This is a genomic window from Pseudomonas sp. B6001 (assembly GCF_013386015.1).
Classification (GTDB): Bacteria; Pseudomonadota; Gammaproteobacteria; order Pseudomonadales; family Pseudomonadaceae; genus Aquipseudomonas.
Genome location: NZ_JACAOX010000009.1, coordinates 259,151 through 284,603, shown reverse-complemented (window position 1 = coordinate 284,603; position 25,453 = coordinate 259,151). Strand labels below are relative to the sequence as shown.

Annotated in this window: 32 protein-coding genes and 1 tRNA gene; 13 read left to right on the top strand and 20 right to left on the bottom strand. The window is 58.6% G+C overall.

The window, feature by feature from the left end; genetic code table 11:
• The first annotated feature begins 101 nt into the window (after positions 1-101).
• The 6 genes from HX821_RS12275 (at position 102) to HX821_RS12250 (ending at position 4,205) form a co-directional block, all read left to right on the top strand.
• Positions 102-479 carry an ASCH domain-containing protein gene (locus HX821_RS12275; protein ID WP_177021935.1) on the top strand — a complete coding sequence of 126 codons (378 nt, stop codon included), beginning with the start codon at positions 102-104 and terminating at the stop codon, positions 477-479.
• 49 nt (positions 480-528) lie between these two features.
• Positions 529-1,662 carry a site-specific DNA-methyltransferase gene (locus tag HX821_RS12270; RefSeq protein ID WP_177020023.1) on the top strand — a complete coding sequence of 378 codons (1,134 nt, stop codon included), beginning with the start codon at positions 529-531 and terminating at the stop codon, positions 1,660-1,662.
• A gap of 415 nt (positions 1,663-2,077) precedes the next feature.
• Positions 2,078-2,620 (top strand): hypothetical protein, encoded by a 543-nt coding sequence (locus HX821_RS12265; protein WP_256344234.1) that lies wholly within the window; start codon positions 2,078-2,080, stop codon positions 2,618-2,620.
• 36 nt (positions 2,621-2,656) lie between these two features.
• Complete coding sequence (locus HX821_RS12260) at positions 2,657-2,878, top strand: hypothetical protein (RefSeq protein WP_177035814.1); 222 nt, start codon at positions 2,657-2,659, stop codon at positions 2,876-2,878.
• A 2-nt stretch (positions 2,879-2,880) separates the two neighbouring features.
• Complete coding sequence (locus HX821_RS12255) at positions 2,881-3,093, top strand: hypothetical protein (RefSeq protein WP_046068904.1); 213 nt, start codon at positions 2,881-2,883, stop codon at positions 3,091-3,093.
• Positions 3,093-4,205, top strand: a complete 1,113-nt coding sequence (locus HX821_RS12250) for a phage integrase Arm DNA-binding domain-containing protein (protein ID WP_177021793.1) — start codon at positions 3,093-3,095, stop codon at positions 4,203-4,205. Before HX821_RS12255 ends, HX821_RS12250 begins: the two co-directional genes overlap by 1 nt.
• An 89-nt stretch (positions 4,206-4,294) precedes the next feature.
• Here HX821_RS12250 and HX821_RS12245 read toward each other — a convergent pair.
• The 9 genes from HX821_RS12245 to thrS all read right to left on the bottom strand — a co-directional run bounded on the left by HX821_RS12245 (position 4,295) and on the right by thrS (position 11,748).
• Positions 4,295-4,371: transfer RNA gene (locus HX821_RS12245), tRNA-Pro, on the bottom strand.
• A gap of 90 nt (positions 4,372-4,461) precedes the next feature.
• Positions 4,462-4,818: a MerR family transcriptional regulator gene (locus HX821_RS12240; protein WP_003219935.1), complete on the bottom strand. Its 357-nt coding sequence runs from the start codon at positions 4,816-4,818 to the stop codon at positions 4,462-4,464.
• Positions 4,799-5,101, bottom strand: coding sequence for an integration host factor subunit alpha (ihfA, locus tag HX821_RS12235; protein WP_002553164.1), 303 nt, complete (start codon positions 5,099-5,101; stop codon positions 4,799-4,801). Before ihfA ends, HX821_RS12240 begins: the two co-directional genes overlap by 20 nt.
• A 3-nt stretch (positions 5,102-5,104) precedes the next feature.
• A complete protein-coding gene (gene pheT / locus HX821_RS12230) occupies positions 5,105-7,483 on the bottom strand; it encodes a phenylalanine--tRNA ligase subunit beta (RefSeq protein ID WP_177035813.1) in 2,379 nt (792 codons plus the stop codon).
• Positions 7,484-7,509: 26 nt separating this feature from the next.
• Positions 7,510-8,526 (bottom strand): phenylalanine--tRNA ligase subunit alpha, encoded by a 1,017-nt coding sequence (pheS, locus tag HX821_RS12225; protein WP_003219939.1) that lies wholly within the window; start codon positions 8,524-8,526, stop codon positions 7,510-7,512.
• A 109-nt stretch (positions 8,527-8,635) separates the two neighbouring features.
• Entirely contained in the window at positions 8,636-8,992 is a 357-nt protein-coding gene (gene rplT, locus HX821_RS12220) for a 50S ribosomal protein L20 (protein WP_003219940.1), read from the bottom strand.
• Positions 8,993-9,020: 28 nt separating this feature from the next.
• Entirely contained in the window at positions 9,021-9,215 is a 195-nt protein-coding gene (gene rpmI, locus HX821_RS12215; RefSeq protein WP_002553160.1) for a 50S ribosomal protein L35, read from the bottom strand.
• Between the two features lie 59 nt (positions 9,216-9,274).
• Complete coding sequence (infC, locus tag HX821_RS12210; RefSeq protein WP_169875357.1) at positions 9,275-9,826, bottom strand: translation initiation factor IF-3; 552 nt, start codon at positions 9,824-9,826, stop codon at positions 9,275-9,277.
• On the bottom strand, positions 9,826-11,748 hold the full coding sequence (thrS, locus tag HX821_RS12205) for a threonine--tRNA ligase (RefSeq protein ID WP_003219944.1): 1,923 nt from the start codon (positions 11,746-11,748) through the stop codon (positions 9,826-9,828). Before thrS ends, infC begins: the two co-directional genes overlap by 1 nt.
• Before the next feature lie 364 nt (positions 11,749-12,112).
• Between thrS and HX821_RS12200 the strand changes: the two genes are divergently transcribed.
• The gene (locus tag HX821_RS12200; RefSeq protein WP_080673250.1) at positions 12,113-12,427 is read left to right on the top strand and encodes a hypothetical protein; all 315 of its coding nucleotides are present in this window, start codon (positions 12,113-12,115) and stop codon (positions 12,425-12,427) included.
• A 289-nt stretch (positions 12,428-12,716) separates the two neighbouring features.
• Complete coding sequence (locus tag HX821_RS12195) at positions 12,717-12,929, top strand: cold-shock protein (protein WP_003179963.1); 213 nt, start codon at positions 12,717-12,719, stop codon at positions 12,927-12,929.
• Positions 12,930-13,002: 73 nt separating this feature from the next.
• Here HX821_RS12195 and HX821_RS12190 read toward each other — a convergent pair whose 3' ends face one another.
• Both HX821_RS12190 and HX821_RS12185 read right to left on the bottom strand, forming a co-directional pair.
• The gene (locus tag HX821_RS12190) at positions 13,003-13,323 is read right to left on the bottom strand and encodes an I78 family peptidase inhibitor (protein WP_008438688.1); all 321 of its coding nucleotides are present in this window, start codon (positions 13,321-13,323) and stop codon (positions 13,003-13,005) included.
• Positions 13,324-13,470: 147 nt separating this feature from the next.
• Positions 13,471-13,776: a hypothetical protein gene (locus HX821_RS12185; protein ID WP_177035812.1), complete on the bottom strand. Its 306-nt coding sequence runs from the start codon at positions 13,774-13,776 to the stop codon at positions 13,471-13,473.
• Positions 13,777-13,918: 142 nt separating this feature from the next.
• On the opposite strand from HX821_RS12185, the gene HX821_RS12180 reads away from it, so the two are divergent.
• Positions 13,919-14,131 carry a hypothetical protein gene (locus HX821_RS12180; RefSeq protein WP_076014608.1) on the top strand — a complete coding sequence of 71 codons (213 nt, stop codon included), beginning with the start codon at positions 13,919-13,921 and terminating at the stop codon, positions 14,129-14,131.
• A gap of 33 nt (positions 14,132-14,164) precedes the next feature.
• On the opposite strand, the gene HX821_RS12175 is transcribed toward HX821_RS12180, so the two are convergent.
• Genes HX821_RS12175 through HX821_RS12145 form a run of 7 tightly spaced genes read right to left on the bottom strand, consistent with a single transcriptional unit; the run spans position 14,165 to position 21,133 of the window.
• Positions 14,165-15,193, bottom strand: a complete 1,029-nt coding sequence (locus HX821_RS12175; RefSeq protein WP_003219953.1) for a nucleoside hydrolase — start codon at positions 15,191-15,193, stop codon at positions 14,165-14,167.
• Positions 15,194-15,219: 26 nt separating this feature from the next.
• Complete coding sequence (rbsD, locus tag HX821_RS12170) at positions 15,220-15,624, bottom strand: D-ribose pyranase (protein ID WP_177028847.1); 405 nt, start codon at positions 15,622-15,624, stop codon at positions 15,220-15,222.
• Positions 15,621-16,538, bottom strand: coding sequence for a ribokinase (gene rbsK / locus HX821_RS12165; RefSeq protein WP_008438691.1), 918 nt, complete (start codon positions 16,536-16,538; stop codon positions 15,621-15,623). The genes rbsD and rbsK overlap by 4 nt, the downstream gene beginning before the upstream one ends.
• A gap of 23 nt (positions 16,539-16,561) precedes the next feature.
• Complete coding sequence (locus tag HX821_RS12160; protein ID WP_177035811.1) at positions 16,562-17,584, bottom strand: LacI family DNA-binding transcriptional regulator; 1,023 nt, start codon at positions 17,582-17,584, stop codon at positions 16,562-16,564.
• Between the two features lie 3 nt (positions 17,585-17,587).
• Positions 17,588-18,565: an ABC transporter permease gene (locus tag HX821_RS12155; protein ID WP_003219960.1), complete on the bottom strand. Its 978-nt coding sequence runs from the start codon at positions 18,563-18,565 to the stop codon at positions 17,588-17,590.
• The gene (locus tag HX821_RS12150) at positions 18,562-20,115 is read right to left on the bottom strand and encodes a sugar ABC transporter ATP-binding protein (RefSeq protein WP_177035810.1); all 1,554 of its coding nucleotides are present in this window, start codon (positions 20,113-20,115) and stop codon (positions 18,562-18,564) included. Before HX821_RS12150 ends, HX821_RS12155 begins: the two co-directional genes overlap by 4 nt.
• A gap of 58 nt (positions 20,116-20,173) precedes the next feature.
• Positions 20,174-21,133 carry a sugar ABC transporter substrate-binding protein gene (locus HX821_RS12145; RefSeq protein ID WP_177009393.1) on the bottom strand — a complete coding sequence of 320 codons (960 nt, stop codon included), beginning with the start codon at positions 21,131-21,133 and terminating at the stop codon, positions 20,174-20,176.
• 566 nt (positions 21,134-21,699) lie between these two features.
• Between HX821_RS12145 and HX821_RS12140 the strand changes: the two genes are divergently transcribed.
• From HX821_RS12140 to HX821_RS12130, 3 genes are all read left to right on the top strand, one after another.
• Complete coding sequence (locus tag HX821_RS12140) at positions 21,700-22,788, top strand: asparaginase (RefSeq protein ID WP_003219965.1); 1,089 nt, start codon at positions 21,700-21,702, stop codon at positions 22,786-22,788.
• 229 nt (positions 22,789-23,017) lie between these two features.
• Positions 23,018-23,269 (top strand): DUF1654 domain-containing protein, encoded by a 252-nt coding sequence (locus HX821_RS12135; RefSeq protein ID WP_023659007.1) that lies wholly within the window; start codon positions 23,018-23,020, stop codon positions 23,267-23,269.
• Positions 23,270-23,273: 4 nt separating this feature from the next.
• Positions 23,274-23,963 carry an endonuclease gene (locus HX821_RS12130; RefSeq protein WP_102605114.1) on the top strand — a complete coding sequence of 230 codons (690 nt, stop codon included), beginning with the start codon at positions 23,274-23,276 and terminating at the stop codon, positions 23,961-23,963.
• A 43-nt stretch (positions 23,964-24,006) separates the two neighbouring features.
• Here the strand turns inward: HX821_RS12130 and HX821_RS12125 are convergent, their stop codons facing one another.
• Positions 24,007-24,384, bottom strand: a complete 378-nt coding sequence (locus HX821_RS12125; RefSeq protein ID WP_003219972.1) for a hypothetical protein — start codon at positions 24,382-24,384, stop codon at positions 24,007-24,009.
• Positions 24,385-24,647: 263 nt separating this feature from the next.
• Here HX821_RS12125 and csrA point away from each other — a divergent pair, with 263 nt between their 5' ends.
• Complete coding sequence (csrA, locus tag HX821_RS12120; RefSeq protein WP_003192511.1) at positions 24,648-24,842, top strand: carbon storage regulator CsrA; 195 nt, start codon at positions 24,648-24,650, stop codon at positions 24,840-24,842.
• 120 nt (positions 24,843-24,962) lie between these two features.
• Here the strand turns inward: csrA and HX821_RS12115 are convergent, their stop codons facing one another.
• Positions 24,963-25,421: a DUF2214 family protein gene (locus tag HX821_RS12115; RefSeq protein ID WP_008438699.1), complete on the bottom strand. Its 459-nt coding sequence runs from the start codon at positions 25,419-25,421 to the stop codon at positions 24,963-24,965.
• Positions 25,422-25,453: the final 32 nt, after the last annotated feature.

Here is a 25,453-nt window from a genome sequence, read left to right as displayed (position 1 = left end):
TGTCATTTCTAGCACATCCCACGGTCTCGTCTAGGCCGATTTTAAATAACCCCCTCCCCCTTCAAAGTCAGCCGCTATAGCGGCAAGGAAAAGTGTTGCCGATGAAAGCTCTTTCCATTCGCCAGCCTTGGGCCTGGCTTATCGCAAACGGACACAAGCACATCGAAAACCGCGACTGGCCGACAAGGTTTCGCGGCAGGTTTCTGATCCACGCGTCGAAGGGCATGACGCGGCAGGAGTACGACGACACCAAGGACTTCGCGAACTCAATGGGCGTCGAAATCCCGGCCTTCAACGAACTGGAGCGAGGCGGCCTGGTTGGAGTAGCTCACCTCTACGATTGCGTAGACCAGGCCGAATCTCCGTGGTTTTTTGGAAAATACGGCTTCGTTGTCGACTCGGCAGATCCGATTCAGTTTGTGCCATACAAAGGCAAGCTCGGTTTTTTTGAAGTACCCGAAGATCGGGTGACGCCATGATCGCCACCCCCTGGCTCGCCTACGTCTTCATCTACAAGGGGCCGAGGCCATGAAACAGCATCGCGTATTGATCGGTGACTGCATTGAGTCGATGCGGACGCTGCCAGACAAGTCAGTTCAGATGTGCGTGACCAGCCCGCCCTACTACGGCCTGCGGGATTACGGCGTGGAGGGCCAGATAGGCCTGGAGGAAACGCCGGCCGAGTTCATCGGGCGCCTGGTCGAAGTGTTCCGCGAGGTGCGCCGAGTACTCCGCGACGATGGTACGGCCTGGGTGAATATGGGTGATAGCTATGCCGGCTCCCGCTGCGGTGGCAACAGTCAGTCAATTACCGGCGTCGGGCGCGATGAAAGCGTTACAGCTGCCAAGGCCCGCCGCACCGTTGCCTCCCGCCGTAGGGATAATGAAAGCGTTCCGCGCAGTGACTACGCCGTACCTGGGTTCAAGCCCAAGGACATGATGGGAATGCCCTGGCGCTTGGCCTTTGCCCTGCAGGACGATGGCTGGTATCTGCGCCAAGACATCATTTGGCATAAGCCAAATCCAATGCCGGAGAGTGTCCGCGACCGCTGCACTAAGGCTCACGAGTACATTTTTTTGCTGAGCAAGTCGGCGAAGTACTACTACGACCAGGCGCCAATCCTTGAACCATGCTCACCCAACACCCACAACCGCCTCTCACAAGACGTTCTCTCGCAGATCGGGAGTGAGCGCGCCAACGGCGGGGCCAAGAGCAACGGTAACATGAAGGCGGTGGCCAGGAAGTCAAACGGCGTGGGCTGGGGTCACGGTACCGACAGTGAAGAAAGAGCGCGGGGGCGAATCAAGGACAACGATTCGATGAACTCAGCCCTCGCCGTTATGCCCACCGAGCGAAATAAACGCAGCGTATGGACTGTGCCGACGCACAGTTTCAAGGGCGCACACTTCGCCACCTTCCCGCCTGACCTGATTCGCCCATGCGTCCTGGCCGGCGCGCCACTCGGCGGCATCGTGCTTGACCCTTTCGGCGGTGCCGGTACGACGGCGGTGGTCGCCATGCAGGAAGGCCGCAGATCAATCCTGTGCGAACTGAACCCGGAATATGCCGCAATGGCTGAGCGGCGTATCGCAGCAGCCTGGCTCGACGGCGCGGCGCAGATGGATGTCTTCCGCGACACAGCGCAACACCCAGCAGCCTAACCCCAATCCCCCTACATACTTGCCGGTGAGAGGCTGGTGGGATCACGGAAGCTGACTATCAACCCAACGCTCTGCCGCTGACATTGCTTCGTCCAATGCGGCTGGGTAATCGGCCCACGGCCCTGAAAGCTCAGCTGCGACTTCACCCATTCCGTGTATGTCCACGGGTTCGATGATTGTCGCTGATGCCGGCACCGGGTCGTTCGGCCTTTCCCAGACGAACTTCAGGAATACCGTGTGACCTCGGTACTCATGAGCAATCGGCACATCCAGATTATGTGACACGCGTCCTCCCACAGGCGCAACGAATCGAACACCTGTTGTACACCCATCCAAAGGGTTGAGAAACCTGAGCAAAAAGCCATTACTCCATTCCCCTACATGCCTGCCGGTGAGCGGCGGGCGAGGTATCCCTATGTCCGAAGAAAAGAATGCATTCCGCGAAGCCGCTATCGAAGCGATCTCGGATATGGCGCAGCACATGCCGCTCGATTGCGAACTGCTGGTGGTGGCCTGCCGCCCAGGCAAGAAAGACTTTGACCTGGTGCTGCCTTCGCCCGAATCGAACTTGAACAACGCGCTGGATGCGCTGCGCCGGAACGGCCTGAGCATCGACGGTGATAACGCCTACAAGCGTGACCTGCTGGACTGCGTTGTCGGTGCCCTGGCCACTGGCGCGCAAAACTCCAACCCGCCACCTGCCGGACACTGGGGCCAGCGCTTCTGGGATATCGGCCGGGAGGAACGCGCCAGCAGCGAGCAACTGCTGAAAGCTCTCATGGCGCTCACCCAGATAGCGGGCGAATGCGAGCAGATCGCCAGCAACTACAGCGGCACCATCGACGGAATCTTCGAACACGGCGGCGACGACCACGATGACCCGAGCTGCGCGATCTTCCACCGCCTGTACTACGCCATGTTCGACGCCCGGGCCGCAATCAAGAAAGCCACCACCTAACCCACCTTCTGCCGCCCAGCGCGGCAAGGACACCACATGTTCGCAATCAAACCCACCCTGATCCTGCTGGGCGCTTTGCTGTACCTGGTCGGCACCGCCGGCTGGTTCTTTTGGCTCGCCCCACGCCTTCTGGCGGACGGCGAAACAGCCGACATCCTCTACGCCTTCGCCGGCACCTGCGGCTGGATGCTGATCACCTTCAGCCTGGTCATTCACATCATCAAGACAGCCCGGCCCACGGCGGCCGACGGTAGGTAATTATGCGAAAAGAACTCATCAAGATCAGCGAATTTCAGCGCCGGCGCTGGGGCGAAAACGGCACACCGCCCTGCCCCCAGGCAATTCGCAACCACATCCGCAACGGCATGGTGCCGGGCGAGCAAATCGGAAAACTCTGGTACGTTGATTGGGCTGCGTTCAACGCGTCCAACGGCAACGACCTTGTCGCAATGGTATTGAAAGGAGCTGCATGATGTCCCCACGGCCGCGCAACGCTGCGAACAAGAGCCTTCCGCAGAACCTGTACTACGATGCGCGGCGCGGCACCTACCGGTATCGCCGGCCAACAGACGGCAAGTGGTTCCAGTTCGGCGCCGACCGTATCAAGGCAATCGACGCCGCCAAACAGTTGAATCTGGAGTTCATGCGCGGCGCTGACTTGGTCGGTGCCGTAATGTCCGCATCGTCTGAGTCGTTCGCCACCTTCCTCGACACCTACGAGCGAGACGTCCTGCCGCCGCGCGAGCTGGCCAAGGGCACGCTCAGCCTGTACGCGGTGCACTTCAGACGCTTCCGCCGGCAGTTCGAGGGAAAGGCGGTCGATCAGATATCTATTCGCATGGTTGCGGAAATGTTAGACGCACTCACGCCCCGCACAGCGAACCAGTGCCGGGCACTCCTGACTGACATTTTCAACCACGCAGCGGCAAAAGGCCTGTGCCCGGACAACCCAGCAGCGAGCACGATCAACCGAATCGAGAAAAAACTGCGCAAGCGCCACACCGTAGATGGGTTGAAGGCAATCCGCGAAAAAGCACCGGCTTGGTTGCAGAACGCAATCGACCTGGCCCTGATCACCGCCCAGAGGCGCACCGACATTCTGGACATGCGTTTCGATGGAGTTCGGGATGGGTTTCTCTACGTGGTGCAGAAGAAGACCGCCAAGGCCAGCGACGCCGCGTGGATTCGCTTTCGAGTGACGCCGGAACTTCAGGCAGTCATCAGCCGGTGCAGAGACGATGTCGTCTCGCCGTACCTGGTACACCGAAAACCGGATCGGCTGAAACAGAAGCAGGCACAGACAAAGGACCACTGGACGAAGGTTGAGGAGCGGTATTTGACGCGAGCATTCAAGGAGGCCAGGGAGGCAGCGAGTTGCTACGCGGGATGGAAGGAAGAGGAGATGCCAGGCTTTCACGAGGTGCGAGCACTGTCGCTGCACCTGTACAAGAAAGCCGGAAAAGACGGGCAAAAAATCGCAGGCCATGCAAGCGAGGGCATGACCAAAAACTACCAGCGAGACCACGATGAAATCATCTGGTCCGAAGCAATTCCAGACCTGAATATCAGTGAAATCACCGGGTAGTTTTGCGCCAGTTTTGCGCGGGTTTTGCGCAGGCACAAAAAAGCCGATCTATCTGATCGGCTTAACTGACTGATTTTACTCAGAAAATATGGTCGGGACGGAGTGATTCGAACACTCGACCCCTAGCACCCCATGCTAGTGCGCTACCGGACTGCGCTACGCCCCGACTAGGCGTGTTACTGGGTTCGCTTCGCAACGAAGCGATCAGGAATATACCGCAAGCTTTTGAAATGTGGAAGTATTTTAAAAGCCGGAATTACTTCTTCAAAACCACCAGCACATCTTCCAGTTCGGAGATCATCTGGCGGATCATTTGCTTGTATTGGGTGGTGTCGTCTTTGGCTTCATCACCGGACATACGCTGGCGCGCGCCGCTGATGGTGAACCCCTGGTCGTACAGCAACGCACGGATCTGTCGGATCATCAGCACATCCTGGCGCTGATAATACCGACGGTTCCCGGTGCGTTTGACGGGGTTGAGTTGAGGAAACTCCTGCTCCCAATAGCGCAGCACGTGCGGCTTTACCGCACAAAGCTCGCTGACTTCACCAATGGTGAAGTAGCGTTTGCCTGGGATGACGGGCAGTTCGTCGTTATGACTTGGTTCCAGCATAAGCCTCAACTCGGGCCTTCAACTTCTGCCCTGGACGAAAGGTGACCACACGGCGAGCCGTGATCGGGATTTCTTCTCCCGTTTTTGGATTGCGGCCAGGCCGCTGGCGTTTGTCCCGCAGGTCAAAATTGCCGAAACCGGACAATTTGACCTGTTCGTTGTCTTCAAGTGCGTGCCTGATTTCTTCAAAGAACAGCTCGACCAATTCCTTGGCCTCGCGCTTGTTCAGGCCCAGCTCTTCATACAGACGTTCCGCCATCTCAGCTTTCGTCAAAGCCCCCATACGTCACTTCCTTAACGTGGCGTTCAACCTTTGTTCGAGCGAGGTGAGGATATTTTGCGTCGTCGTATTCACCTCATCGTCATTAAGAGTGCGCGATGGATGCTGCCAGGTCAAGCCAACTGCAAGGCTTTTTCTATGCGGATCAATGCCTTTACCCTGATAGACGTCAAATAGCCTGAGGTCTGTCAGCCATTCCCCTGCATTTTCACGGATTACGTCCAGAACAGCACTGGCCGCAACACCTTGATCGGCAATCAGCGCCAGATCACGTCGTACTTCAGGGAAACGCGACAACTCGCTGAATTTAGGCATTTTGCCCGAGGCCACTTCAGCCAAGACTAGCTCAAAAACGAAGACTGGACGGTCCAGCCCCAAGGTTTTCGACAGTTCCGGGTGAATCGCGCCAACGAAGCCCACCAGGCGACCTTCACGTTCGATACGGGCGGTCTGGCCCGGGTGCAACGCCGGGTGTTTGCCAGGGGTGAAAGTGAAGGCATCCAGCGCACCGGCAAAGCCCAGCACCGCTTCCACATCAGCCTTGACGTCGAAGAAGTCGACGGTGTCGCGACCTTGTGCCCAGCCTTCCGGCAGACGGCTGCCGCAAACCACGCCAGCCAGCATCGGCTCTTGTTTCAGGCCATCCAACTGACCGACAAAACGCAGGCCGCTTTCGAACATGCGCACGCGGTCTTGCTGACGGTTCAGGTTGTGGGACAGCGCCTTCACCAGACCCGGCCACAGCGACGAGCGCATGGCGGCCATGTCGTTGGAGATCGGGTTAGCCAGCAACAGCGGCTCGACACCCGGGTTGAACAGTTCGAATTGCTTTGGATCGATGAAACTGTAGGTCACCGCTTCCTGATAACCACGGGCAACCAGCAGGCGACGCAGTTCCGGCAGGTGTGCACGGGCTTCGGCTTTCGGCTGCGGCGCCAGGCGCGCTTGCGGGTAACGAACCGGCAGGCGGTTGTAGCCGTACAGGCGGGCCAGCTCTTCGATCAGGTCGACTTCCAGGCTGATATCGAAGCGATGGCTTGGCACTTCTACGTGCCACTGCCCTGCTTCACCGGCCGAGATGCCGAGGCCGAGTGCCGACAGCAGGCGCTCGATTTCAACCGGCTCGATCACCAGGCCGAGCATTTGCTCAACGGCCTTGGCGCGCAGGATGATCGGTGCAACCGACGGCAGGTGCTGTTCACTGACGGTTTCGATGATCGGGCCGGCTTCGCCACCAGTGATTTCCAGCAGCAGGCCAGTGGCGCGCTCCATGGCTTCACGGGCCAGCTGCCAGTCCACGCCACGCTCGTAGCGGTGCGAGGCGTCGGTGTGCAGGCCGTAGGAACGGGCCTTGCCAGCGATGGCGATCTGATCGAAGAAAGCGCTTTCGAGAAAGATGTCGCGAGTGGTTGCGGACAAGCCACTGTGCTCCCCCCCCATCACGCCGGCAATCGCCAGGGCGCGGGAATGGTCAGCGATCACCAGGGTGTCGGCGCGCAGGCTGACTTCCTGGCCGTCGAGCAGTACCAGCTTCTCGCCTTCCTCGGCCATGCGCACGCGGATGCCGCCGTTGATTTCGGCGAGATCGAAGGCGTGCAGCGGTTGGCCCAGTTCCAGCATCACGTAGTTGGTGATGTCGACGGCAGCGTCGATGCTGCGCACTTCGGAACGGCGCAGGCGCTCAACCATCCACAGCGGGGTTGGCTTGGACAGGTCGACGTTACGGATCACGCGACCCAGGTAACGTGGGCAGGCGTTGGGGGCGAGCACTTCGATCGAACGCACTTCATCGTGCACGGCAGGTACCGCTGCAACCACCGGGCGGGTCACGTTCGCGGCGTACAGTGCGCCGACTTCACGCGCCAGGCCCGCCAGCGACAGGCAGTCGCCACGGTTCGGGGTCAGGTCGACCTCGATGCTGGCATCTTCCAGTTCCAGATAGACACGGATGTCCTGGCCCACTGGCGCATCGGCCGGCAGTTCCATCAGGCCATCGTTGCCTTCACCGACCTGCAGTTCCGCCTGGGAGCACAGCATGCCGTTGGACTCAACGCCACGCAGCTTGGCCTTCTTGATCTTGAAGTCGCCTGGCAGCTCGGCACCGATCATGGCGAACGGGATTTTCAGGCCCGGGCGCACGTTTGGCGCTCCGCACACGACCTGGAAGGTTTCCGCGCCGTTGCTGACCTGGCACACACGCAACTTGTCAGCGTCCGGGTGTTGCTCGGTGCTCAGCACCTCACCCACAACCACACCACTGAAAACACCGGCGGCCGGCGTAACGCTATCGACCTCAAGGCCGGCCATCGACAGACGAGCAACCAGCTCGTCGCGACTTACCTGCGGGCTTACCCAGCCACGCAGCCATTGTTCACTGAATTTCATCCTGCTCTCCTAAAGATCCGTTACGACTAGCGAAATTGCGCGAGGAACCGCAAGTCGTTGTCGAAGAACAGACGCAAGTCGTTCACGCCGTAACGCAGCATGGCCAGACGCTCAACGCCCATGCCGAAGGCAAAGCCCGAGAATTCTTCCGGGTCGATCCCGGACATGCGCAGCACGTTGGGGTGAACCATGCCGCAACCCATCACTTCCAGCCAGCCGGTCTGTTTGCAGACGCGGCAGCCTTTACCGCTGCACATCACGCATTCCATATCGACTTCAGCGGATGGCTCGGTGAACGGGAAGAATGAAGGACGGAAACGTACCGCCAGCTCCTTCTCGAAGAACACCCGCAGGAACTCTTCGATGGTGCCTTTGAGGTCGGCGAAGTTGATGTCGCGATCAACCAGCAGGCCTTCGACTTGGTGGAACATCGGCGAGTGGGTGATATCGGAGTCGCTGCGATACACACGGCCTGGGCAGACGATGCGGATCGGCGGCTTCTGCGATTCCATGGTGCGGACCTGTACCGGCGAGGTATGGGTGCGCAGCAGCATGTTCGCGTTGAAATAGAAGGTGTCATGCATCGACCGGGCCGGGTGGTGGCCTGGGATGTTGAGCGCCTCGAAGTTGTGATAGTCGTCTTCGACCTCAGGGCCTTCGGCAATGCCGTAGCCGATGTGGGTGAAGAACTGCTCGATACGTTCCAGAGTCCGGGTAATCGGATGCAGGCCGCCCGAGGTCTGGCCACGGCCAGGCAGGGTCACGTCAATGGATTCGGCGGCGAGCTTGGCCGCAAGATCAGCCTCCTCGAGCGACGCCTTGCGCGCATTGAGAACCTCTGTAACACGCTCCTTGGCCACGTTGATCAGCGCACCGACTTGCGGACGCTCTTCAGCCGGCAAATTCCCCAGGGTCTTCATCACCTGAGTCAATTCACCCTTTTTGCCAAGGTAGTGAACCCGGATTTGCTCCAGGGCATTGATATCTTCTGCGCTTTGCACAGCCTCTAGTGCTTGAGAGACCAGCGCATCCAGGTTTTCCATGTACAGACTCCAGATACAAAATAGGGGAAGAGCTTGAAGGCTCTTCCCCTATTTAAGACGTTTAACACCGTGGGCCGCGGAAGCGACCCAGGGTGACTGTCGGGGGTACTTAAGCCAAGGTGGCTTTAGCTTTCTCGACAATCGCAGCAAACGCCGCTTTTTCGTTCACTGCCAGATCAGCCAGAACCTTACGGTCGATCTCGATGGACGCTTTTTTCAGGCCAGCGATGAAACGGCTGTAGGACAGACCGTTAACACGTGCACCAGCGTTGATACGAGCGATCCACAGAGCGCGGAACTGACGTTTTTTCTGACGACGGTCACGGTAGGCGTATTGGCCAGCCTTGATAACCGCTTGCTTGGCAACACGGAATACGCGTGAACGCGCGCCGTAGTAGCCTTTAGCAAGTTTCAGAATTTTCTTGTGGCGCTTACGCGCCATGACGCCACGCTTTACACGAGCCATGAGTTACTTCCTCTATTCTTGACTAAAATTAACGAAGGCGCAGCATGCGCTCGACTTTTGCCACGTCAGACGGATGCAGCAAGCTGCTACCGCGCAGTTGACGCTTACGCTTGGTCGACATTTTAGTCAGGATGTGGCTCTTGAAAGCGTGCTTGTGCTTGATACCGTTAGCAGTTTTCAGAAACCGCTTAGCAGCACCACTTTTAGTTTTCATCTTTGGCATGTTCGGTACTCCGCATTCAGTTGATAAACATAATCAGAAGGCCTGCCGTGCCCTATTGATTACTTCTTCTTTTTCGGGGCGATGACCATAATAAGCTGGCGTCCTTCCATCTTAGGATGCTGTTCGACCGAACCGTACTCGAGCAGGTCAGCTTCAACCCGCTTGAGGAGTTCCATCCCCAGCTCCTGGTGGGCCATCTCACGGCCGCGGAATCGCAAGGATACCTTGGCCCTGTCCCCATCACTCAGGAAACGTACCAGGTTGCGCAGTTTTACCTGGTAATCCCCTTCCTCCGTCCCTGGACGAAACTTGATTTCTTTTACTTGAATCTGCTTCTGGTTCTTCTTCGCCGCGGCAATCTGCTTCTTCTTCTCGAAGATCGACTTGCCGTAGTCCATCACCCGGCAAACGGGTGGGATTGCGTCGGCGGAGATTTCCACCAGGTCCAATTTGGACTCTTCAGCAATACGAAGCGCTTCATCAATCGAGACGATGCCAATCTGCTCGCCGTCAGCGCCAATTAACCGAACCTCGCGTGCCGAGATATTCTCGTTGATCGGGGCTTTCGGTGCAGCTCGTTTATCTTGTCTCATTTCACGCTTAATAATAATTACTCCGAATCTGGGCGACCACGCCGGGAAACCGCTTGCGCGAGGAACTCAGCGAACTGGGCGACGGGCATCGAGCCCAGGTCAGCACCTTCACGAGTACGCACAGCGACAGTCTGCATCTCGACTTCCCGATCTCCGATAACCAAAAGATAGGGAACCTTGAGCAAAGTATGCTCGCGGATTTTAAAGCCGATCTTTTCATTTCTCAAGTCGGACTTGGCACGAAATCCGCTTTCATTGAGAGTTTTTTCAACTTCAGCGGCAAAATCTGCCTGTTTATCAGTGATATTCATGATCACTGCCTGGGTCGGAGCCAGCCACGCAGGGAATGCACCCTCGTAGTGCTCGATCAGGATCCCGACGAACCGTTCGAACGAGCCGAGGATCGCCCGGTGCAGCATAACCGGGTGTTTACGGCTGTTGTCTTCGGAGACGTATTCGGCTCCCAGACGGATCGGCAGGTTAAAATCGAGCTGCAGGGTACCACACTGCCAGACGCGACCAAGGCAATCTTTCAGCGAGAACTCGATCTTCGGACCGTAGAACGCGCCCTCGCCCGGCTGCAAGTCGTATGCAAGCCCCGCACTGTCCAGCGCTGCGGCCAGTGCAGCTTCGGCGCGATCCCACAGTTCGTCGGAACCGACGCGCTTTTCCGGACGAGTGGACAGCTTCATCTCGACTTCGGTGAAACCGAAATCGCGGTACACGTCCATGGTCAGCTTGATGAATGCAGCGGATTCGGCCTGCATCTGCTCTTCGGTGCAGAAGATGTGGGCGTCATCCTGAGTGAAGCCGCGCACGCGCATGATGCCGTGCAGTGCACCCGATGGCTCGTTACGGTGGCAGGCACCGAACTCGGCCAGGCGCATCGGCAACTCGCGGTAGCTCTTCAGGCCCTGGTTGAACACCTGTACGTGGCACGGGCAGTTCATCGGCTTGATGGCGTAGTCGCGGTTTTCCGACTGGGTGGTGAACATGTTGTCGGCGTAGTTGGCCCAGTGCCCGGATTTCTCCCACAGGCTGCGGTCAACGACTTGCGGCGTCTTGATCTCCAGGTAGCCGTTGTCGCGCTGAACCTTGCGCATGTACTGCTCGAGCACCTGGTACAGGGTCCAGCCGTTCGGGTGCCAGAACACCATGCCCGGCGCTTCTTCCTGGAGGTGGAACAGGTTCAGGCGCTTGCCGATCTTGCGATGGTCGCGTTTTTCGGCTTCTTCGATGCGCTGGATGTAGGCCGCCAGCTGCTTCTTGTCAGCCCAGGCAGTGCCGTAGATCCGCTGCAGTTGTTCGTTCTTCGCGTCACCGCGCCAGTAGGCACCGGACAGCTTGGTCAGCTTGAACGACTTGAGGAAGCGTGTGTTCGGCACGTGCGGGCCACGGCACATGTCGACATATTCTTCGTGGTAATACAGGCCCATGGCCTGCTCGTCCGGCATGTCTTCCACCAGGCGCAGCTTGTAGTCTTCGCCGCGGGCGGTGAACACGTCGATCACTTCGGCACGCGGAGTGACTTTCTTGATGACGTCGTAATCTTTTTCGATCAGCGCGTGCATGCGCTGTTCGATAGCCGCCAGGTCGTCCGGGGTGAAAGGACGCTCGTAGGCGATGTCGTAATAGAAGCCTTCGTCGATGACCGGGCCGATGACCATCTTCGCGGTTGGGTACAGTTGCTTGACCGCATGGCCAATCAGGTGCGCGCAAGAGTGGCGAATGATCTCCAGCCCCTCTTGATCCTTGGGCGTAATGATTTGCAGGCTGGCATCGCCGGTGATCAGGTCGCTGGCGTCAACCAGCTTGCCGTCGACCTTGCCGGCCACGGTGGCCTTGGCCAGGCCGGCACCAATGGATGCGGCGACCTCGGCTACGGAAACCGAATGATCGAATGAACGTTGACTGCCGTCGGGAAGAGTAATAGTTGGCATGGCGCCTCCTCTCCTAGTGGTGACCCCTACCAAAGGTCACGTGGGTTGGGATGAGCCAGTACAAGATCCAATACCAGGCCGTTCAGTGATGAACGCCTGCCTTACAGCGGCAGGAGCCTTTCGGCCAACCGATAATCGAACCAGAGTGACTGGAGTTAAACAAAAAAGACCTTGGCAAGGCGGCATAGGGCGCGCCGGAAAATAGCCAAGCGAAAGATGCTAGCACAGATGAACGGTCATGGCGCCGAAGCCGCTTCACGAAATGAAAATTCCCGGCTTTTAAGGGCAAAAGTGAACTTGAACTGTACGGCAACCCTCAAACACACCGAGAATCGCCGTTCGTCCACGACTCCAGGAGCATTTGATTATGCGTTTTACCTCGACTTTCGCCCTTGCTGCATCCCTGACCCTCATGTCCCTGGGTGCGCACGCCGCAGCCCCGTCGAACTGGCCTGCCGGTGCGCGGGACAGCTTCATCAAGGATTGCAGCGCAGCCGCCCAGCAAAGTGTTGATGCCAAAACCGCCAAAGACCACTGTGAATGTGGCGCGGACAAAATCAATGCCGAATTGAGCAGTGCCGAAATCAAGGAACTCATGACCAACCAGAACGCAGATCCTGCGCTCAAGACCAAAGCTGTGACGGCTATTTCGTCCTGCAAAGTCGTGAAGAAAAAGTAATTTTTACACCCTGCCAGACCGGCTGAAGGACCAGAAATCGCTATGAAAACTGCCATTTCTCACAAATTACGCAGCTTTTACGGCTTTTTTTAACAGCTGATATTTCGCCTGAAAGCCCCGTAGATCGGGGCTTTCAGCCAACCAAGGCATGAAACACAACGCGATTGATTAGCAAACAATGCCTTGGGGGGGCTCCCAAGCCGAACATTTCGACTATGATAGCTCGGTGTGCCCAGTTGGCCTGAGCAGCACAGCACTACTGAAAATATATGTTTCTTGGAGATACACCATGTCTAATCGCCAAACCGGCACCGTTAAATGGTTCAACGATGAAAAAGGCTTCGGCTTCATCACTCCTCAAGGTGGCGGTGACGACCTGTTCGTACACTTCAAAGCTATCGAAAGTGACGGTTTCAAAAGCCTGAAAGAAGGCCAAACCGTTTCCTTCGTGGCTGAGAAAGGCCAAAAGGGTATGCAAGCTGCACAGGTTCGCCCAGAGTAATTCTGCGCCGAACTAAAAAAACCCCGTCCATGTGACGGGGTTTTTTATGGCCTGGAGAAAAGCGCTGGAGCAATCAGCCGCAATTGACCCGATTGATCACAAGGTTGTCATCGGTATTGAGGTTCAGGCGATCGGAGCGGTATTCCAGCGTGACCATGTCATCTGGCTTGAGAATGCGTGCGTTCTGCGCTCCGGCGCGGCTACGGGCCTGTTCCAGCAATTGTGGCGAAGCTTTCTGGCCGATTGCGAACTCGGCAGCCTTCGCCTCACAGCGGCTATGACCAGCATCGGTCACGGCAGTGTCTTTGGCTGGCTCAGAGGTACCCGGGGTGCTGCAACCCGACAAGGCGAGCGCAGCCAACAAAGTACCGAATGATGCGAGCTTCCAAGGCATGAAGCCTCCTTTGAGAAAAAATGGACAGAGATCGTGCGACCGTGGTTTGGCCGATTGGTTTCAGAATTGTCACAATTGGCTGTGGGCCAGTCTGCCTGAGTCGACACCGGGCGCTGGCGAATCAATCGTCACCAGATATGAACGCACTCAGTAGATGTCGATGTAATCAAACGGCGGGGCTGGCCAATTCTGCTTGAGCGCGTTGAAAATCTGCATCACCCACACCTCGTCGCTGGCTGCGACGTTGCCGACATAACCCGAACCCGCCGCCCAGGTCTCCAGGCGGAACAGAAGGCCGTCGATATCGACGCCACCCACCACGCCCGAAGAAATGTAGGCAATGCCGGCCTTGGTAACGCGCAATTGGGTGTGAACGTTGTCACTGGCGGACGCAAGCAGCTGCCGCACAGCGTCCAGCGTCAGGTTGACGGGGTTGTTCAAGTCGATCTGCACGCGGTTTGCCCTGGCAATTAAACAAGCGGACAGTGTCGCACAGCCCTCCCCTCATGCCTAAGTAGCAGTGCCAAACACGGCGCAAAATGGTTAACTCCACACGCAGAACGCACTAACCGCCTTTCAGCCTCGCGAGACACCCATGACCATCGTCACGATCCACGCCGACATCAAAGCCAAGTGGCCCCAAGGGCAAAGCTCCTATAGCCCGGGCAGCCCGGAGGAGTTGGCAATCATCGGTATCGACCTGCTGGTCAAGGAACTGGGCACACAGGCCGCGCAGGCATTCATCGGCCAGGTATTCGAGAAATACCCGGCCGATCACATGGGGGCGCCAGACCCCGAGCGCGAATAAGACCCGGCCGACGAACGTCGACCGGCAGGCTGTTTACTTCAGGCGACCAAGGCGTTCGGTCAGCAGATCGAAGAAGCCCTGGGCATCGCCATTTTCAACCCAGAACGCGTTCTTCGGTTGTTTCAGGCCATCGTACCAGTCGACGATGGTCTGGCCGAAGGTCGGGCCTTCACGGCTGTCCACCACCACGTTGACCTCACGGCCGCTGAACAGCGCAGGCTTGAGCAGGTAGGCAATGACGGTAGCGTCATGCACCGGGCCGCCCGGGATGCCGTAGTGCTCCATATCGCCCTTGACGTATTCATTGAGAATATCGCCCACCACCTTGCTCGCGTTGTTGTTCAGCGCAGCGATTTGCTTCAGGCGTGCGTCGCTGGTCAGGACCTTGTGGGTCACGTCCAACGGCAGGTAGGTCAGCTTGACGCCGCTCTTGAGCACGATCTCGGCCGCGATCGGGTCGGCGAACAGGTTGAACTCGGCCACCGGCGTGATATTGCCGCCGTTGAAGTGCGCGCCGCCCATCACCACCACTTCCTTGATGCCTTGAGTGATCTCCGGCGCCTGGGTCAATGCCAGCGCCAGGTTGGTCTGCGGACCGAGCATGGCGATGGTGATGCTGTGGGGCTTGGCGGTGCTGAGGGTCTTGATCAGGTAATCAACGGCATTGCCTTCGGCCAGGCCTTTTTTCGGCTCATGCACGGTGACGCCGGAGATACCTTCCTTGCCATGGATGTTTTCAGCGTAGATCGGCGTGCGCAGCATCGGTTTCGGTGCACCGGCATATACCGGGATGTCCTCGCGCCCTGCCCATTCGCGGGCCAGGCGTGCGTTGCGGGAGGTCTTGTCGAGGCGCACGTTACCGGCAACGGTGGTCAGCGCGCGGATCTGCAGTTCATCGGGCGAAGCCATGGCGAACAGCAAGGCAACCACGTCGTCGGCACCGGGATCGGTGTCGATGATCAGGTCGATTTTTTCCGCCGCGTGGGCGCTTGCAGCAGTTAGCACGGACAAAAGCAGCACACTCCGGAACAGGTGTCGCAGGGTTTGGGTACCACGTTGCATGACGCACTCCTTGTCGTTGGGGAATTCTAGAACGTTACGCCGGAAACCAGCGCGATATTGCAGTAGGGCTGGCACTCGCCGGTGCGCACCACCGCCCTCGCCTTGCGGCTGAGCTGCTTGAACTCTTCATGGCTGACCAGGCGGCGCTCGCCGAGGGCGGCCTGTTCGGCCAGGGTATTGAGATCCGCCAGGGCCGGCGGTTGCTTGAGCAGGATTTCTTCCGCGAGCACGTGGCTTTCCACCTGCATCTCGCTGAGGACGATGCGCAAGGTACTGACGAAATCCGGAATGCCTTTGGTCAGCGCCAGGTCGATCAGCTCGACACCCGGCGGCACCGGCAAGCCGGCATCACCGATCACCAGAATGTCGCCATGGCCAAGGGACGCGATCACCCGCGACAGCGCGATATTGAGCAAGGGAGTCTTTTTCATGAGGGCACAAAACCTTGGACGTCATGCAATGTGGGAATAGAGGGTTGCGCACCCGCGCGGGTCACGGACAGCGCGGCGGCTACCTGGCCGAAACGAATGGCCTCGGCCTCGCTCCTGCCGTTGGCCAGCGCGGCTGCGAAACCGCCGACGAAGGTGTCACCGGCAGCCGTGGTATCGACCGCCTTGACCTTGGGCGCGACCAGGTGCTCGAAGCCTTGGCCATCGGCAAACAACGCGCCTTCGGAACCGAGGGTAATGATCACTTTGCCAGCACCGGCCTTGATCAGGCGTGTGGCGGCGGCCTTGGCGCTGTCCAACGAGTCGACCACCACGCCGCTCAAGGCCGAGGCTTCGCTTTCATTGGGAATCAGGTAGTCGATGGCGGCGTACCAATCCTCGGGCAGCGGACCACTGGCCGGCGCCGGGTTCAGGATCACCGTCTTGCCCAGCTCGCGACCGCGCTTGAGGGCATGGCCGACAGTCTCCATCGGCGTTTCCAGCTGGCAGACAATCACGTCGGCAGCCTGCAGCACACTGTCAAATGCCTGTAATTTGGCTGGGGTCAGCTCGCCATTGCTACCGGCGACAATAACGATCGCATTCTGGCTGCTGTCATCCACCACGATCAGCGCCACGCCGCTGGAACCGTCGACGGTGCTGACGGCCTGGCAATCAATGCCCTCCACCAGCAACGCGTCGCGCAATTGCGCGCCATAGGCATCGGTGCCCACGCAGCCGACCATGGCGACCTCAGCCCCGAGGCGCGCCGAAGCGACCGCCTGGTTCGCGCCCTTGCCGCCGGGAACGGTGGAAAACGATTGGCCGATCAGGGTCTCACCGGCGCGGGGCAGCCGGCTGGCCCGGGTGACCAGGTCCATGTTCAGGCTGCCTATTACCACTACTTTTGCTGGCATACATCAGTACTCATCAATTCGGTTCAGCGGTATTGGGCAAACACACCGGCCAACGGCGCCGTCGACTCGCGCAGGACAATACTCGGCGTCACGATGCGTTGATCGATCGGCAATTGGGGTGTCGCAATTCGTCGCAGTAAAAGCTCGGCCGCCATCTCTCCCAGCTGCAGGATCGACTGGCCCACGGTGGTCAGCGCCGGGTACACGTACTGGCTCATCTGGATATCATCAAACCCGATCACCGACAGCTCACCGGGCACCCGGATATTACGTTCGGCAGCGGCGCGCAAGACGCCGAAGCCAATCATGTCGTTGCCGGCAAAAATCGCGCTGGGGGGATTATCCGCCAGCAATTGCGCCGCGGCCGCGTAACCACCGGTACTGGTGAAATCACTTTCCAGCACACGGCCGGCCGGCACTTCGAGCCCCGCCTCGGCCAGGGCGCGGTAGTAACCCGCCATCCGCATTTGCGCCACGCGGGTATGACTCGGGCCACCAATGCAGGCAATGTCGCGATGACCCAGATCGAGCAAGTGCCGGGTCGCCAGGTAAGCGCCCTGTTCATGGTCGATGCGCACCAGGTCGACATCAATCCCGTCCAGTGCACGGTCGACGATGACCATCGGCGTGCGTACCGCCTTGAGGCCTGTCGCCAGGCCGCTGTCGTCGCCGCCCGCCGAGGTCACGATCAAGCCGTCGATGCGTTTTTCCAGCAGCACCCTCAGGTAGCTGCGCTGCTTTTCGGCATTATCGTCGGAGTTGCAGAGGATCACGCAATAGCCGTTACGCTCGCAGTAATCCTCGATGCCCCGGGCCAGTTCCGCAAAATACGGGTTGAGGCTGTTGGGCACCAACAGGCCGATGGTGGCTGTGGTCTTGGCCTTCAGCGAGCGCGCGACCGCACTGGGCACATAGTCGAGCTGCTTGATGGCCGCCTCGACCTTGATCCGTACCGGCTCGCTGACCGGGCGCGTCTTGTTCACCACATGAGACACCGTGGTGTAGGAAATCCCCGCCAGCGCGGCCACATCCTTGATCGTTGCCATGGCTCAGGCTCGCCGACTGGCGCGCTGGCTGCGGTAAGTATCGAGCACCACCGCGATCACGATCACGGCACCGGTGATGATACGTTTGGTCGGCTCGGTGGCGCCAATCTGCGCCAGCCCTGCCGCCAGTACCGAGATGATCAGCACGCCGAAGAAGGTACTGATGACCGAGCCACGCCCGCCCATCAGGCTGGTGCCACCGATCACTACCGCAGCGATCACTTGCAGCTCCAGGCCGGAACCGGCGTTGGGATCGGCCGCTTCCAGGCGCGAAATCTGGAACAGCGCCGCCACACCCGCCAGCAAGCCCATCAGGCTGAACACCAGGATCTTGTAGGGCTTGGGATTGATACCCGCCAGGCGCACGGCCTCTTCGTTGGTGCCAATGCCGATCAGGTAGCGACCGAACACGGTACGGGTCAGCACCAGCTGCGCGGCGATGATCACCAGCAACGCGATGATGAACGAAGGTGAAATGCCGAAGGCCACCGGGTTGGACAGCCAGGCAAACGAATCACCGATGTATGCGGTACGCGAGCCGGTCATCTGGTACGCCACGCCCCGCGCCATTTCCAGCACGCCGAGGGACACGATGAATGACGGGATCCGCCAGGCCACTGTGATCGAACCGGTAATGGTCCCGGCCAACGCGGCGCAGCCCATGCCCAGCACGGCTGCCGGCAACACACTCCAGCCCCAGCCGAGAATCGCCACGCTGACGGCCGATGCGGCCAGGGCCAGCACGGAGCCTACCGACAGGTCGATGCCGCCGATGATCAGCACGAAGGTCATGCCGACTGCCAGCACCATCAGGTCGGGAATCTGGTTGGCCAGGGTGCTGAAGGTGTCGTACGAGAGGAAGTGGTCGCTCAGGAACGAGAACAGCGCAATCATCGCCAGCAAGGCGCCGGCCAGGCCCAGGTAGGTGCCCAGGCCATAGAAGTTGCCGCCACGTTTTGCGGGGGAGGAAGTGGTTTTCATGGGGTATTCCTAGGCGCTGCGTCGTTGAGCAGCGCATCACGTTTCTGATAGCCGGCAAAAGCAGCGGCAAGCAATTCGTCCTGGGTCCAGCTGTCGCGCTCGAAGGTCTCGATCAGGCGCCCGGCGGAAAGTACGCCGATGCGGTCGCAGATCAGCATCAACTCACGCAGGTCGCTGGACACCACCACCAGCGCCTTCCCCTGGCGGGTCAGGTCGCCGAGCAACGCATAGATATCGAATTTGGCGCCGACGTCGATGCCTCGGGTCGGTTCATCGAACAGCATCACCGCGCAATCGCGCTCCAGCCAGCGGCCAATCACCACCTTCTGCTGGTTGCCACCCGACAGCTCGGACACCAGCTGCGCTGGACTGGAACTGCGGATACGCATGGCGTCGACCTGGCGCTTGGCCAAGGACGTTTCGTCACGACTGTTCACCAGGCCACCGCTGGACACCTTCGGCATGTTGCCCAAGGCAATGTTGGCGCCGATGGATTGGGTCAGCAGCAGGCCTTCGCCCTTGCGGTCTTCGGTGATCAGGGCGATGCCATGGCCAACCGCGTCGACGGGCGAGCGAATGCTGACGACTTGCGCAGGTGTGCCCAGGGCCACGGTGCCGCTGTCGGCCAGGTCGGCGCCGAAGATCAGGCGCAGCAACTCCGTACGGCCCGCACCGATCAGGCCGGAGATGCCGTAGATTTCGCCGGCACGCACTTCAAACGACACGTCGCGGACCTTGTCCGAGCGGGTCAGGCCTTTTACCGTCAACAGCGGCGCGCCGATGGTGCGCGGGCCCAGGTCGATTTTCTCGCCCAGTTCGCGGCCCACCATCAGCGTGACCAGTTGCTCACTGTTGTAGTTGGCCATCGGCTCGACACACACCAGCTTGCCGTCACGCAGCACCGCAATGCGCTGGGCAACCCGGGCCAGTTCTTCGAGCCGGTGGGAAATATAGATAATCGCCACGCCCCGGGCCTGCAGGCGGGTGATTTGTTCGAACAGCATCTCGACTTCACGGGCGGTCAGCATCGCCGTAGGTTCATCGAGGATCAGTACGTGGCAGTCGCCAATCAGGTTGCGGGCAATCTCGACCATCTGTTGGTGGCCGATGCCGAGGCTGCCGACCAGGGTGTCCGGGTCGATAGCGTCCAGGCCGACCTGGGCCATGGCTTCAATGGCGGCCTTGCGCAGTTGCTTGCGGCTGATCCAGCCACCGTGGCTGGGCAGGTTATCGAGGAACAGGTTTTCAGCGACCGTCAGGGTTGGCAGCAGGTTAAGCTCCTGCATGACCATGCGGATGCCCTGCTCTTCAGCCTGGGTCCGGCTGCCTGGCGTGTAGGCCTGGCCATTGAACTGCATCTGGCCGTCGGTCGGGGTGACCAGCCCGCCGATGATTTTCGACAGGGTGCTTTTCCCCGCGCCATTCTCACCGGTAAGCGCCAACACTTCCCCACGATTGAGCGTCAGGGTGATGTCGGACAGAACCGGTTGGGCATAGGTCTTGCCGATACCGCTGACCGAGAGGACAGCGTTCGGTGCGGAAGATGACATAGGAACGTCTCCAGGCGTCCGCTCGGGTGAGCGGACGCTGTTTTGTGCTGCCGGGGAATTACTTCTTGAGGATGAGTTCGACCGGGGTTTCGATCATGCCATCCACGGCATCGACTTTTTCACCCTTGACCAGCTTCAGAGCGTTCTGGATACCGAAAACGGCTTGCTGGGCAGCAGCCTGGTCGGCGGTGGCCAGGACACGGCCGTCCTGCAGCATCGGCTTGATGGCCTCGATGTTGTCGTAGCCTACGACCAGCACCTTGCCAGCCTTGCCGGCGCCACGTACGGCGGATACTGCGCCCAGTGCCATGTTGTCGTTACCGGCCAGCAGCGCCTTGATGTTCGGGTTTGCCTGGAGCATGGCAGCGGCAATCGCGTTGCCCTTGTCGATTTCCCACTCACCGGATTGGGTGGAGACGATCTTCATGCCGGCGGCATCCATCGCGTCCTTGAAGCCAGCGGTACGCTGCTGGGCGTTGGTGGTGGTGGACACACCTTCGATGATGCCAACCTGGTCACCCTTGGTGAGGTGCTTGGCCAGTTCTTCACCGACCAGGCGCGCGCCCTTGCGGTTGTCTGGACCTACGAACGGGATATCAAGGTTTTTGCTTTTCAGTACATCCACATCCAGACGGTTGTCGATGTTGACGACCTTGATGCCTTTGTCAGAGGCCTTTTTCAGCACGGTGACCAGGGCTTTCGAGTCGGCGGGAGCAATGACGATCGCGTCAACCTTGGACAGGATCATCTGATTGACGATATCGATCTGAGCACTGGTATCGGTTTCGTTCTTGATCCCGTTGGTGATCATGTCGAAGTCGGCGGCGTGGGCTTTCTGGTATTCCTTGGCACCGTCTTGCATGGTGACGAAGAATTCGTTGGCGAGGGATTTCATGACCAGGCCGACCTTGGGTTTGGCGGCGGTCTCGGCAGCAAATGCAGAGGAAAGAGGCAGGGCAGCGGATGCGGCAGCAAGCACAGCGACAGCAAGAAGACGTCCAGCAAATGGCAGCTTCATGGGTTCACTCCGATCTTATGATTATTGTGAGCAACGCTTGCACCGAAGAACGCTTCGGCAGCCAACCCACCCGGGCGGCTGATACGAGCTTTCACGACACTCGAGGAGCACCCCGTGAAACATCTCGCAAACGTTTGCGTTAGGTCAAACTATGAGAAGCTTGTCGAGATTTGTCAACGGGAGAAAACAGCCTTTTGTTGAATCCGCTTTACGCCCTGCCCTCGAAGCCATCCGGTACCCCCTTTAAACATCCGCGTTGCTGGATCGTTCTCTGAAACGACAGGTCGCGGCGTGCCTCCTGCGTTTAAAACCAAACTTTTCCGTCATCCTTTTCGGACAACCGAACACCCGCGCACCGCTTTGTTCGGAAAGCCGGACAGAAGACCAAGCCATTTACTTACAAATCAAACAAATATAGATATAAATCAATAGGTTAAATTCTATTGCCAAACAAAATCCCGCTGGTACAAATCCTGCTCTTACTCAGCACCTCGTGGCGCTCAGAACCGCCCGGGTGTTTCTAGATGAACCTGCATCAGCACTCATCAAAACTAGAGAGAAGAATAATGAAATCTGCGTTGAAAACTTTCGTACCGGGCGCGTTAGCCCTCCTGCTGTTGTTCCCCGTTGCCGCTCAGGCAAAAGAAGCTGAAACCCAGCAAAAACTGTCCAACGTGGTGATCCTTGCCACCGGCGGCACCATCGCCGGCGCCGGCGCCAGCGCGGCCAACAGTGCGACCTACCAGGCCGCCAAGGTCGGCATCGAACAATTGATCGCCGGTGTTCCTGAGCTTAGCCAGATCGCCAATGTCCGCGGCGAACAAGTATTGCAAATTGCCTCCGAAAGCATCACCAACGAAAACCTCCTGCAACTGGGTCGTCGTGTCGCCGAACTGGCCGACAGCAAGGACGTCGACGGCATCGTGATCACCCACGGTACCGACACCCTGGAAGAGACTGCCTACTTCCTCAACCTGGTGGAAAAGACCGACAAGCCAATCGTCGTGGTCGGCTCGATGCGCCCAGGCACCGCCATGTCGGCTGATGGCATGCTCAACCTGTACAACGCCGTTGCCGTCGCCGGCAGCAAGGACGCCCGCGGCAAAGGCGTACTGGTGACCATGAACGACGAGATCCAGTCGGGTCGCGACGTCAGCAAGATGATCAACATCAAGACTGAAGCGTTCAAGAGCCCATGGGGCCCGCTGGGCATGGTGGTTGAAGGCAAATCCTACTGGTTCCGCCTGCCAGCCAAGCGTCACACCATGAACTCGGAATTCGACATCAAGACCATCAAAAGCCTGCCGGACGTCGAAATCGCCTATTCCTATGGCAACGTAAGCGACACCGCCTACAAGGCCCTTGCCCAGGCCGGCGCGAAAGCCATCATCCACGCCGGTACCGGCAATGGTTCGGTGTCGTCCAAGGTGGTGCCTGCCCTGCAGGAACTGCGCAAGCAAGGCGTACAGATCATTCGCTCTTCCCACGTGAATGCCGGTGGTTTCGTTCTGCGTAACGCCGAACAACCAGACGACAAATACGACTGGGTAGTTGCCCATGACCTGAACCCGCAGAAAGCCCGCATCCTGGCCATGGTCGCCCTGACCAAGACCCAGGACAGCAAGGAACTGCAACGGATGTTCTGGGAATATTGATCGCTCCCAGGCCCGGCCGGCAACGGTTGGGCCATCCCGCTCGTGGCGTACCGCGAGCGGGTCTGATTTCCCCCGCTTTATCCCCCGCGCAAAAAACCTTTGAAAAACAAAGCGTTCCTACACCAAATCGGCAAAACCACTGTCAGAAGAAATTCTTGAATTTTAAGCAGTTGCGAAATTGCCCACAGTTAAATACTGTATGCACGTACAGCCTAATAAGGAATACTCCGTGGCAAAGCCCTCTTCCGCAGCACCAACACCTCCTGATGCCTACCAACGACTGGCCGTTCGTGTGCAGAAAATCATCAACTCCACCAATGCCCAAAAAAACAAGGCGGCGTTGATTTTTCGTTTGCCGGAGGAACCGGAAGACGAGTGGGCACGACTACTGGAAGAGATAGCAGAAAACGATAACGTCACCCTCGCCTATCGCGATGACGGTGGCGTGCAGATTTTCTGGGTTGTGCCGAAGGAAGATTGAGTCAATGAGTGTCCGTTTTATCAGTCTGTTGTGTGTGTTTTTTGCTGTTACCGCTCACGCCCAAGCCCCCAGGACATTCAGCGAAGCCAAGAAAATCGCCTGGAAACTGTATGAACCGCAATCCACGGAGTTCTATTGCGGCTGCAAATACAACGGCAACCGGGTAGACCTGAAAGCCTGCGGCTATATCCCGCGCAAAAACGCCAACCGGGCGGCACGTATTGAATGGGAACACATTGTTCCGGCCTGGCAGATCGGCCATCAGCGCCAGTGCTGGCAGGATGGCGGGCGCAAGAACTGCACCCGCAAGGACGCGGTCTACAAGCGGGCCGAAGCCGACCTGCACAACCTGGTGCCGAGCATCGGCGAGGTGAATGGCGACCGAAACAATTTCAGTTTTGGCTGGCTGCCGGTACAAAGCGGCCAATATGGATCATGCCTGACCCAGGTGGACTTCAAGGCCAAGAAGGTCATGCCCCGCCCTTCCATTCGCGGCATGATCGCCCGAACCTATTTCTATATGAGCAAGCAGTATGGCCTGCGCCTGTCGAAACAGGATCGCCAGCTGTATGAAGCCTGGAACAAGACCTACCCGGTGCAGCCCTGGGAACGCCAGCGCAATCAAACTGTGGCGTGCGTGATGGGGCGCGGCAATGAATTTGTCGGCCCGGTGAACTTGAAAGCCTGCGGCTGAACGAAAAAAGCGGGAGCGCCATGGCCTCCCGCTTGTCGACTCTTTACTGCGCAACCTTGTGTTCGATGACCTCGGACACCGTGTCATTCTTCTTCGCAGTGGCCAGTTTCTCGGTCAACTGCGCTTGTTTCGCCTCGGCCTCGGCCCTGGTGCTGAATGGGCCCAGCAGCACCTGGTCCTTACCGTCTTCCTTCGCCAGATAGAAACTGAAACCGTGTTCCAGCAACCACGCGGTCAGGTCAGTCATCGCCTGCAGCTTGTGATCCGGCGGCCCCACCCATACATCCCATTCTTGAGAGGCGATCGCGCCGACCGCAGGTTGCGCCTGGGCGGGCGCCTCGGCAACGGCAGGCCTGGCCTTGGGGGCGTCGACACTTTTACCTTCACCGCAACCGGCCAATGCCAACACCGCAATTGCCATCGCTACTTTACGCACTACCCTGCTCCTTAGAGGATCAAAGAGGCGACTTTATCATTCACTGTCTATTCTGGCCGTCATAAACGTTGGCTTAAACAATGCGAATGATGTATCGCAGACCTGTATGATGGCGGCATGGGAATTAATGCCGCCTCTATGCGTCCTAAAAGAGGCAGCCACAGGGAAGCGCTTCGCAGTAAGCTACACACATCCGACATCTGCCCTGTCTGAAACATGTGTCCTTCAAAGCAATCAAGGAGAAGTCCATGCTGATACTCACCCGCAAAGTCGGTGAAAGCATAAACATCGGTGATGACATCACGATCACCATCCTGGGCGTTAGCGGCCAGCAAGTAAGAATCGGCATCAATGCTCCAAAGGACGTTGCCGTGCATCGCGAGGAGATCTACCAACGTATCCAGGCGGGCCTGACGGCTCCGGATAAAAACCAGACACCTTGAAGCGCCTCCAGTAGCCAGCCCTTTCGTTCACTGTAACGGCTGGCGAAAACCTCTTTCAGCCTGCTCGCGGCTTCCCGCGGCCAGCGCGCCCTATTCCCTTGTTCCAGCGTCAGGCCAGCGTCATCCCAGGCCGACACCGCGTGCCATGCCACTCGCTGCAATCATCATCAGCACCAGCAGTAACGCCTGCACATGGCTGATGCGCGCAAAAAGACCTGCCTGGTGCAAATCGAGGCGCGTGCCACGCGCCAACGCGATGCGCCATTTGATAAAGCGAATCATCGGCGCGAGCTCCAGTAACAAAATTAATACAAGCAGCGTCATCTTCACGTGAAACAACGGCTGGTGCAGGTAATAATCACTGCCCTTTTCGTAGCCGCCAAAGGCCCGCAGGCCACCGGTTACCAATAACACCAGGGCACTGATTCCCCAGATGTTGTCTGCGATCAATACGCGGCGCAGGGTGGATGGGTCACTATCAGATACACCGCGCAATGCCTTGCCACGCGCAAGCACGGCCGACAATGCCATGGCGAATGCCAGTAAATGGACTGCTGCAAGAAACCACTGAACCAACATAAGGCGTACTCCCTTTTGTATGACACATGGCA

Excerpts from the sequence above, each read along its gene's own strand:
- pheS (WP_003219939.1), bottom strand. The coding sequence starts at position 8,526 with ATGGAAAACCTGGATGCGCTGGTCTCTCAAGCACTAGAGGCTGTGCAA.
- rbsD (WP_177028847.1), bottom strand. The coding sequence starts at position 15,624 with ATGAAAAAGACTCCCTTGCTCAATATCGCGCTGTCGCGGGTGATCGCG.
- HX821_RS12240 (WP_003219935.1), bottom strand. The coding sequence starts at position 4,818 with ATGCTGGAACCAAGTCATAACGACGAACTGCCCGTCATCCCAGGCAAA.
- HX821_RS12145 (WP_177009393.1), bottom strand. The coding sequence starts at position 21,133 with ATGAAGCTGCCATTTGCTGGACGTCTTCTTGCTGTCGCTGTGCTTGCT.
- HX821_RS12275 (WP_177021935.1), top strand. The coding sequence starts at position 102 with ATGAAAGCTCTTTCCATTCGCCAGCCTTGGGCCTGGCTTATCGCAAAC.
- HX821_RS12115 (WP_008438699.1), bottom strand. The coding sequence starts at position 25,421 with ATGTTGGTTCAGTGGTTTCTTGCAGCAGTCCATTTACTGGCATTCGCC.
- HX821_RS12260 (WP_177035814.1), top strand. The coding sequence starts at position 2,657 with ATGTTCGCAATCAAACCCACCCTGATCCTGCTGGGCGCTTTGCTGTAC.
- pheT (WP_177035813.1), bottom strand. The coding sequence starts at position 7,483 with ATGAAATTCAGTGAACAATGGCTGCGTGGCTGGGTAAGCCCGCAGGTA.
- thrS (WP_003219944.1), bottom strand. The coding sequence starts at position 11,748 with ATGCCAACTATTACTCTTCCCGACGGCAGTCAACGTTCATTCGATCAT.
- HX821_RS12195 (WP_003179963.1), top strand. The coding sequence starts at position 12,717 with ATGTCTAATCGCCAAACCGGCACCGTTAAATGGTTCAACGATGAAAAA.
- HX821_RS12130 (WP_102605114.1), top strand. The coding sequence starts at position 23,274 with ATGAGTGTCCGTTTTATCAGTCTGTTGTGTGTGTTTTTTGCTGTTACC.
- HX821_RS12160 (WP_177035811.1), bottom strand. The coding sequence starts at position 17,584 with ATGGCAACGATCAAGGATGTGGCCGCGCTGGCGGGGATTTCCTACACC.
- HX821_RS12125 (WP_003219972.1), bottom strand. The coding sequence starts at position 24,384 with ATGGCAATTGCGGTGTTGGCATTGGCCGGTTGCGGTGAAGGTAAAAGT.
- HX821_RS12155 (WP_003219960.1), bottom strand. The coding sequence starts at position 18,565 with ATGAAAACCACTTCCTCCCCCGCAAAACGTGGCGGCAACTTCTATGGC.
- ihfA (WP_002553164.1), bottom strand. The coding sequence starts at position 5,101 with ATGGGGGCTTTGACGAAAGCTGAGATGGCGGAACGTCTGTATGAAGAG.
- rbsK (WP_008438691.1), bottom strand. The coding sequence starts at position 16,538 with ATGCCAGCAAAAGTAGTGGTAATAGGCAGCCTGAACATGGACCTGGTC.
- HX821_RS12150 (WP_177035810.1), bottom strand. The coding sequence starts at position 20,115 with ATGTCATCTTCCGCACCGAACGCTGTCCTCTCGGTCAGCGGTATCGGC.
- HX821_RS12175 (WP_003219953.1), bottom strand. The coding sequence starts at position 15,193 with ATGCAACGTGGTACCCAAACCCTGCGACACCTGTTCCGGAGTGTGCTG.
- rpmI (WP_002553160.1), bottom strand. The coding sequence starts at position 9,215 with ATGCCAAAGATGAAAACTAAAAGTGGTGCTGCTAAGCGGTTTCTGAAA.
- HX821_RS12140 (WP_003219965.1), top strand. The coding sequence starts at position 21,700 with ATGAAATCTGCGTTGAAAACTTTCGTACCGGGCGCGTTAGCCCTCCTG.
- HX821_RS12270 (WP_177020023.1), top strand. The coding sequence starts at position 529 with ATGAAACAGCATCGCGTATTGATCGGTGACTGCATTGAGTCGATGCGG.
- HX821_RS12190 (WP_008438688.1), bottom strand. The coding sequence starts at position 13,323 with ATGCCTTGGAAGCTCGCATCATTCGGTACTTTGTTGGCTGCGCTCGCC.
- csrA (WP_003192511.1), top strand. The coding sequence starts at position 24,648 with ATGCTGATACTCACCCGCAAAGTCGGTGAAAGCATAAACATCGGTGAT.
- rplT (WP_003219940.1), bottom strand. The coding sequence starts at position 8,992 with ATGGCTCGTGTAAAGCGTGGCGTCATGGCGCGTAAGCGCCACAAGAAA.
- HX821_RS12180 (WP_076014608.1), top strand. The coding sequence starts at position 13,919 with ATGACCATCGTCACGATCCACGCCGACATCAAAGCCAAGTGGCCCCAA.
- HX821_RS12250 (WP_177021793.1), top strand. The coding sequence starts at position 3,093 with ATGTCCCCACGGCCGCGCAACGCTGCGAACAAGAGCCTTCCGCAGAAC.
- HX821_RS12265 (WP_256344234.1), top strand. The coding sequence starts at position 2,078 with ATGTCCGAAGAAAAGAATGCATTCCGCGAAGCCGCTATCGAAGCGATC.
- HX821_RS12255 (WP_046068904.1), top strand. The coding sequence starts at position 2,881 with ATGCGAAAAGAACTCATCAAGATCAGCGAATTTCAGCGCCGGCGCTGG.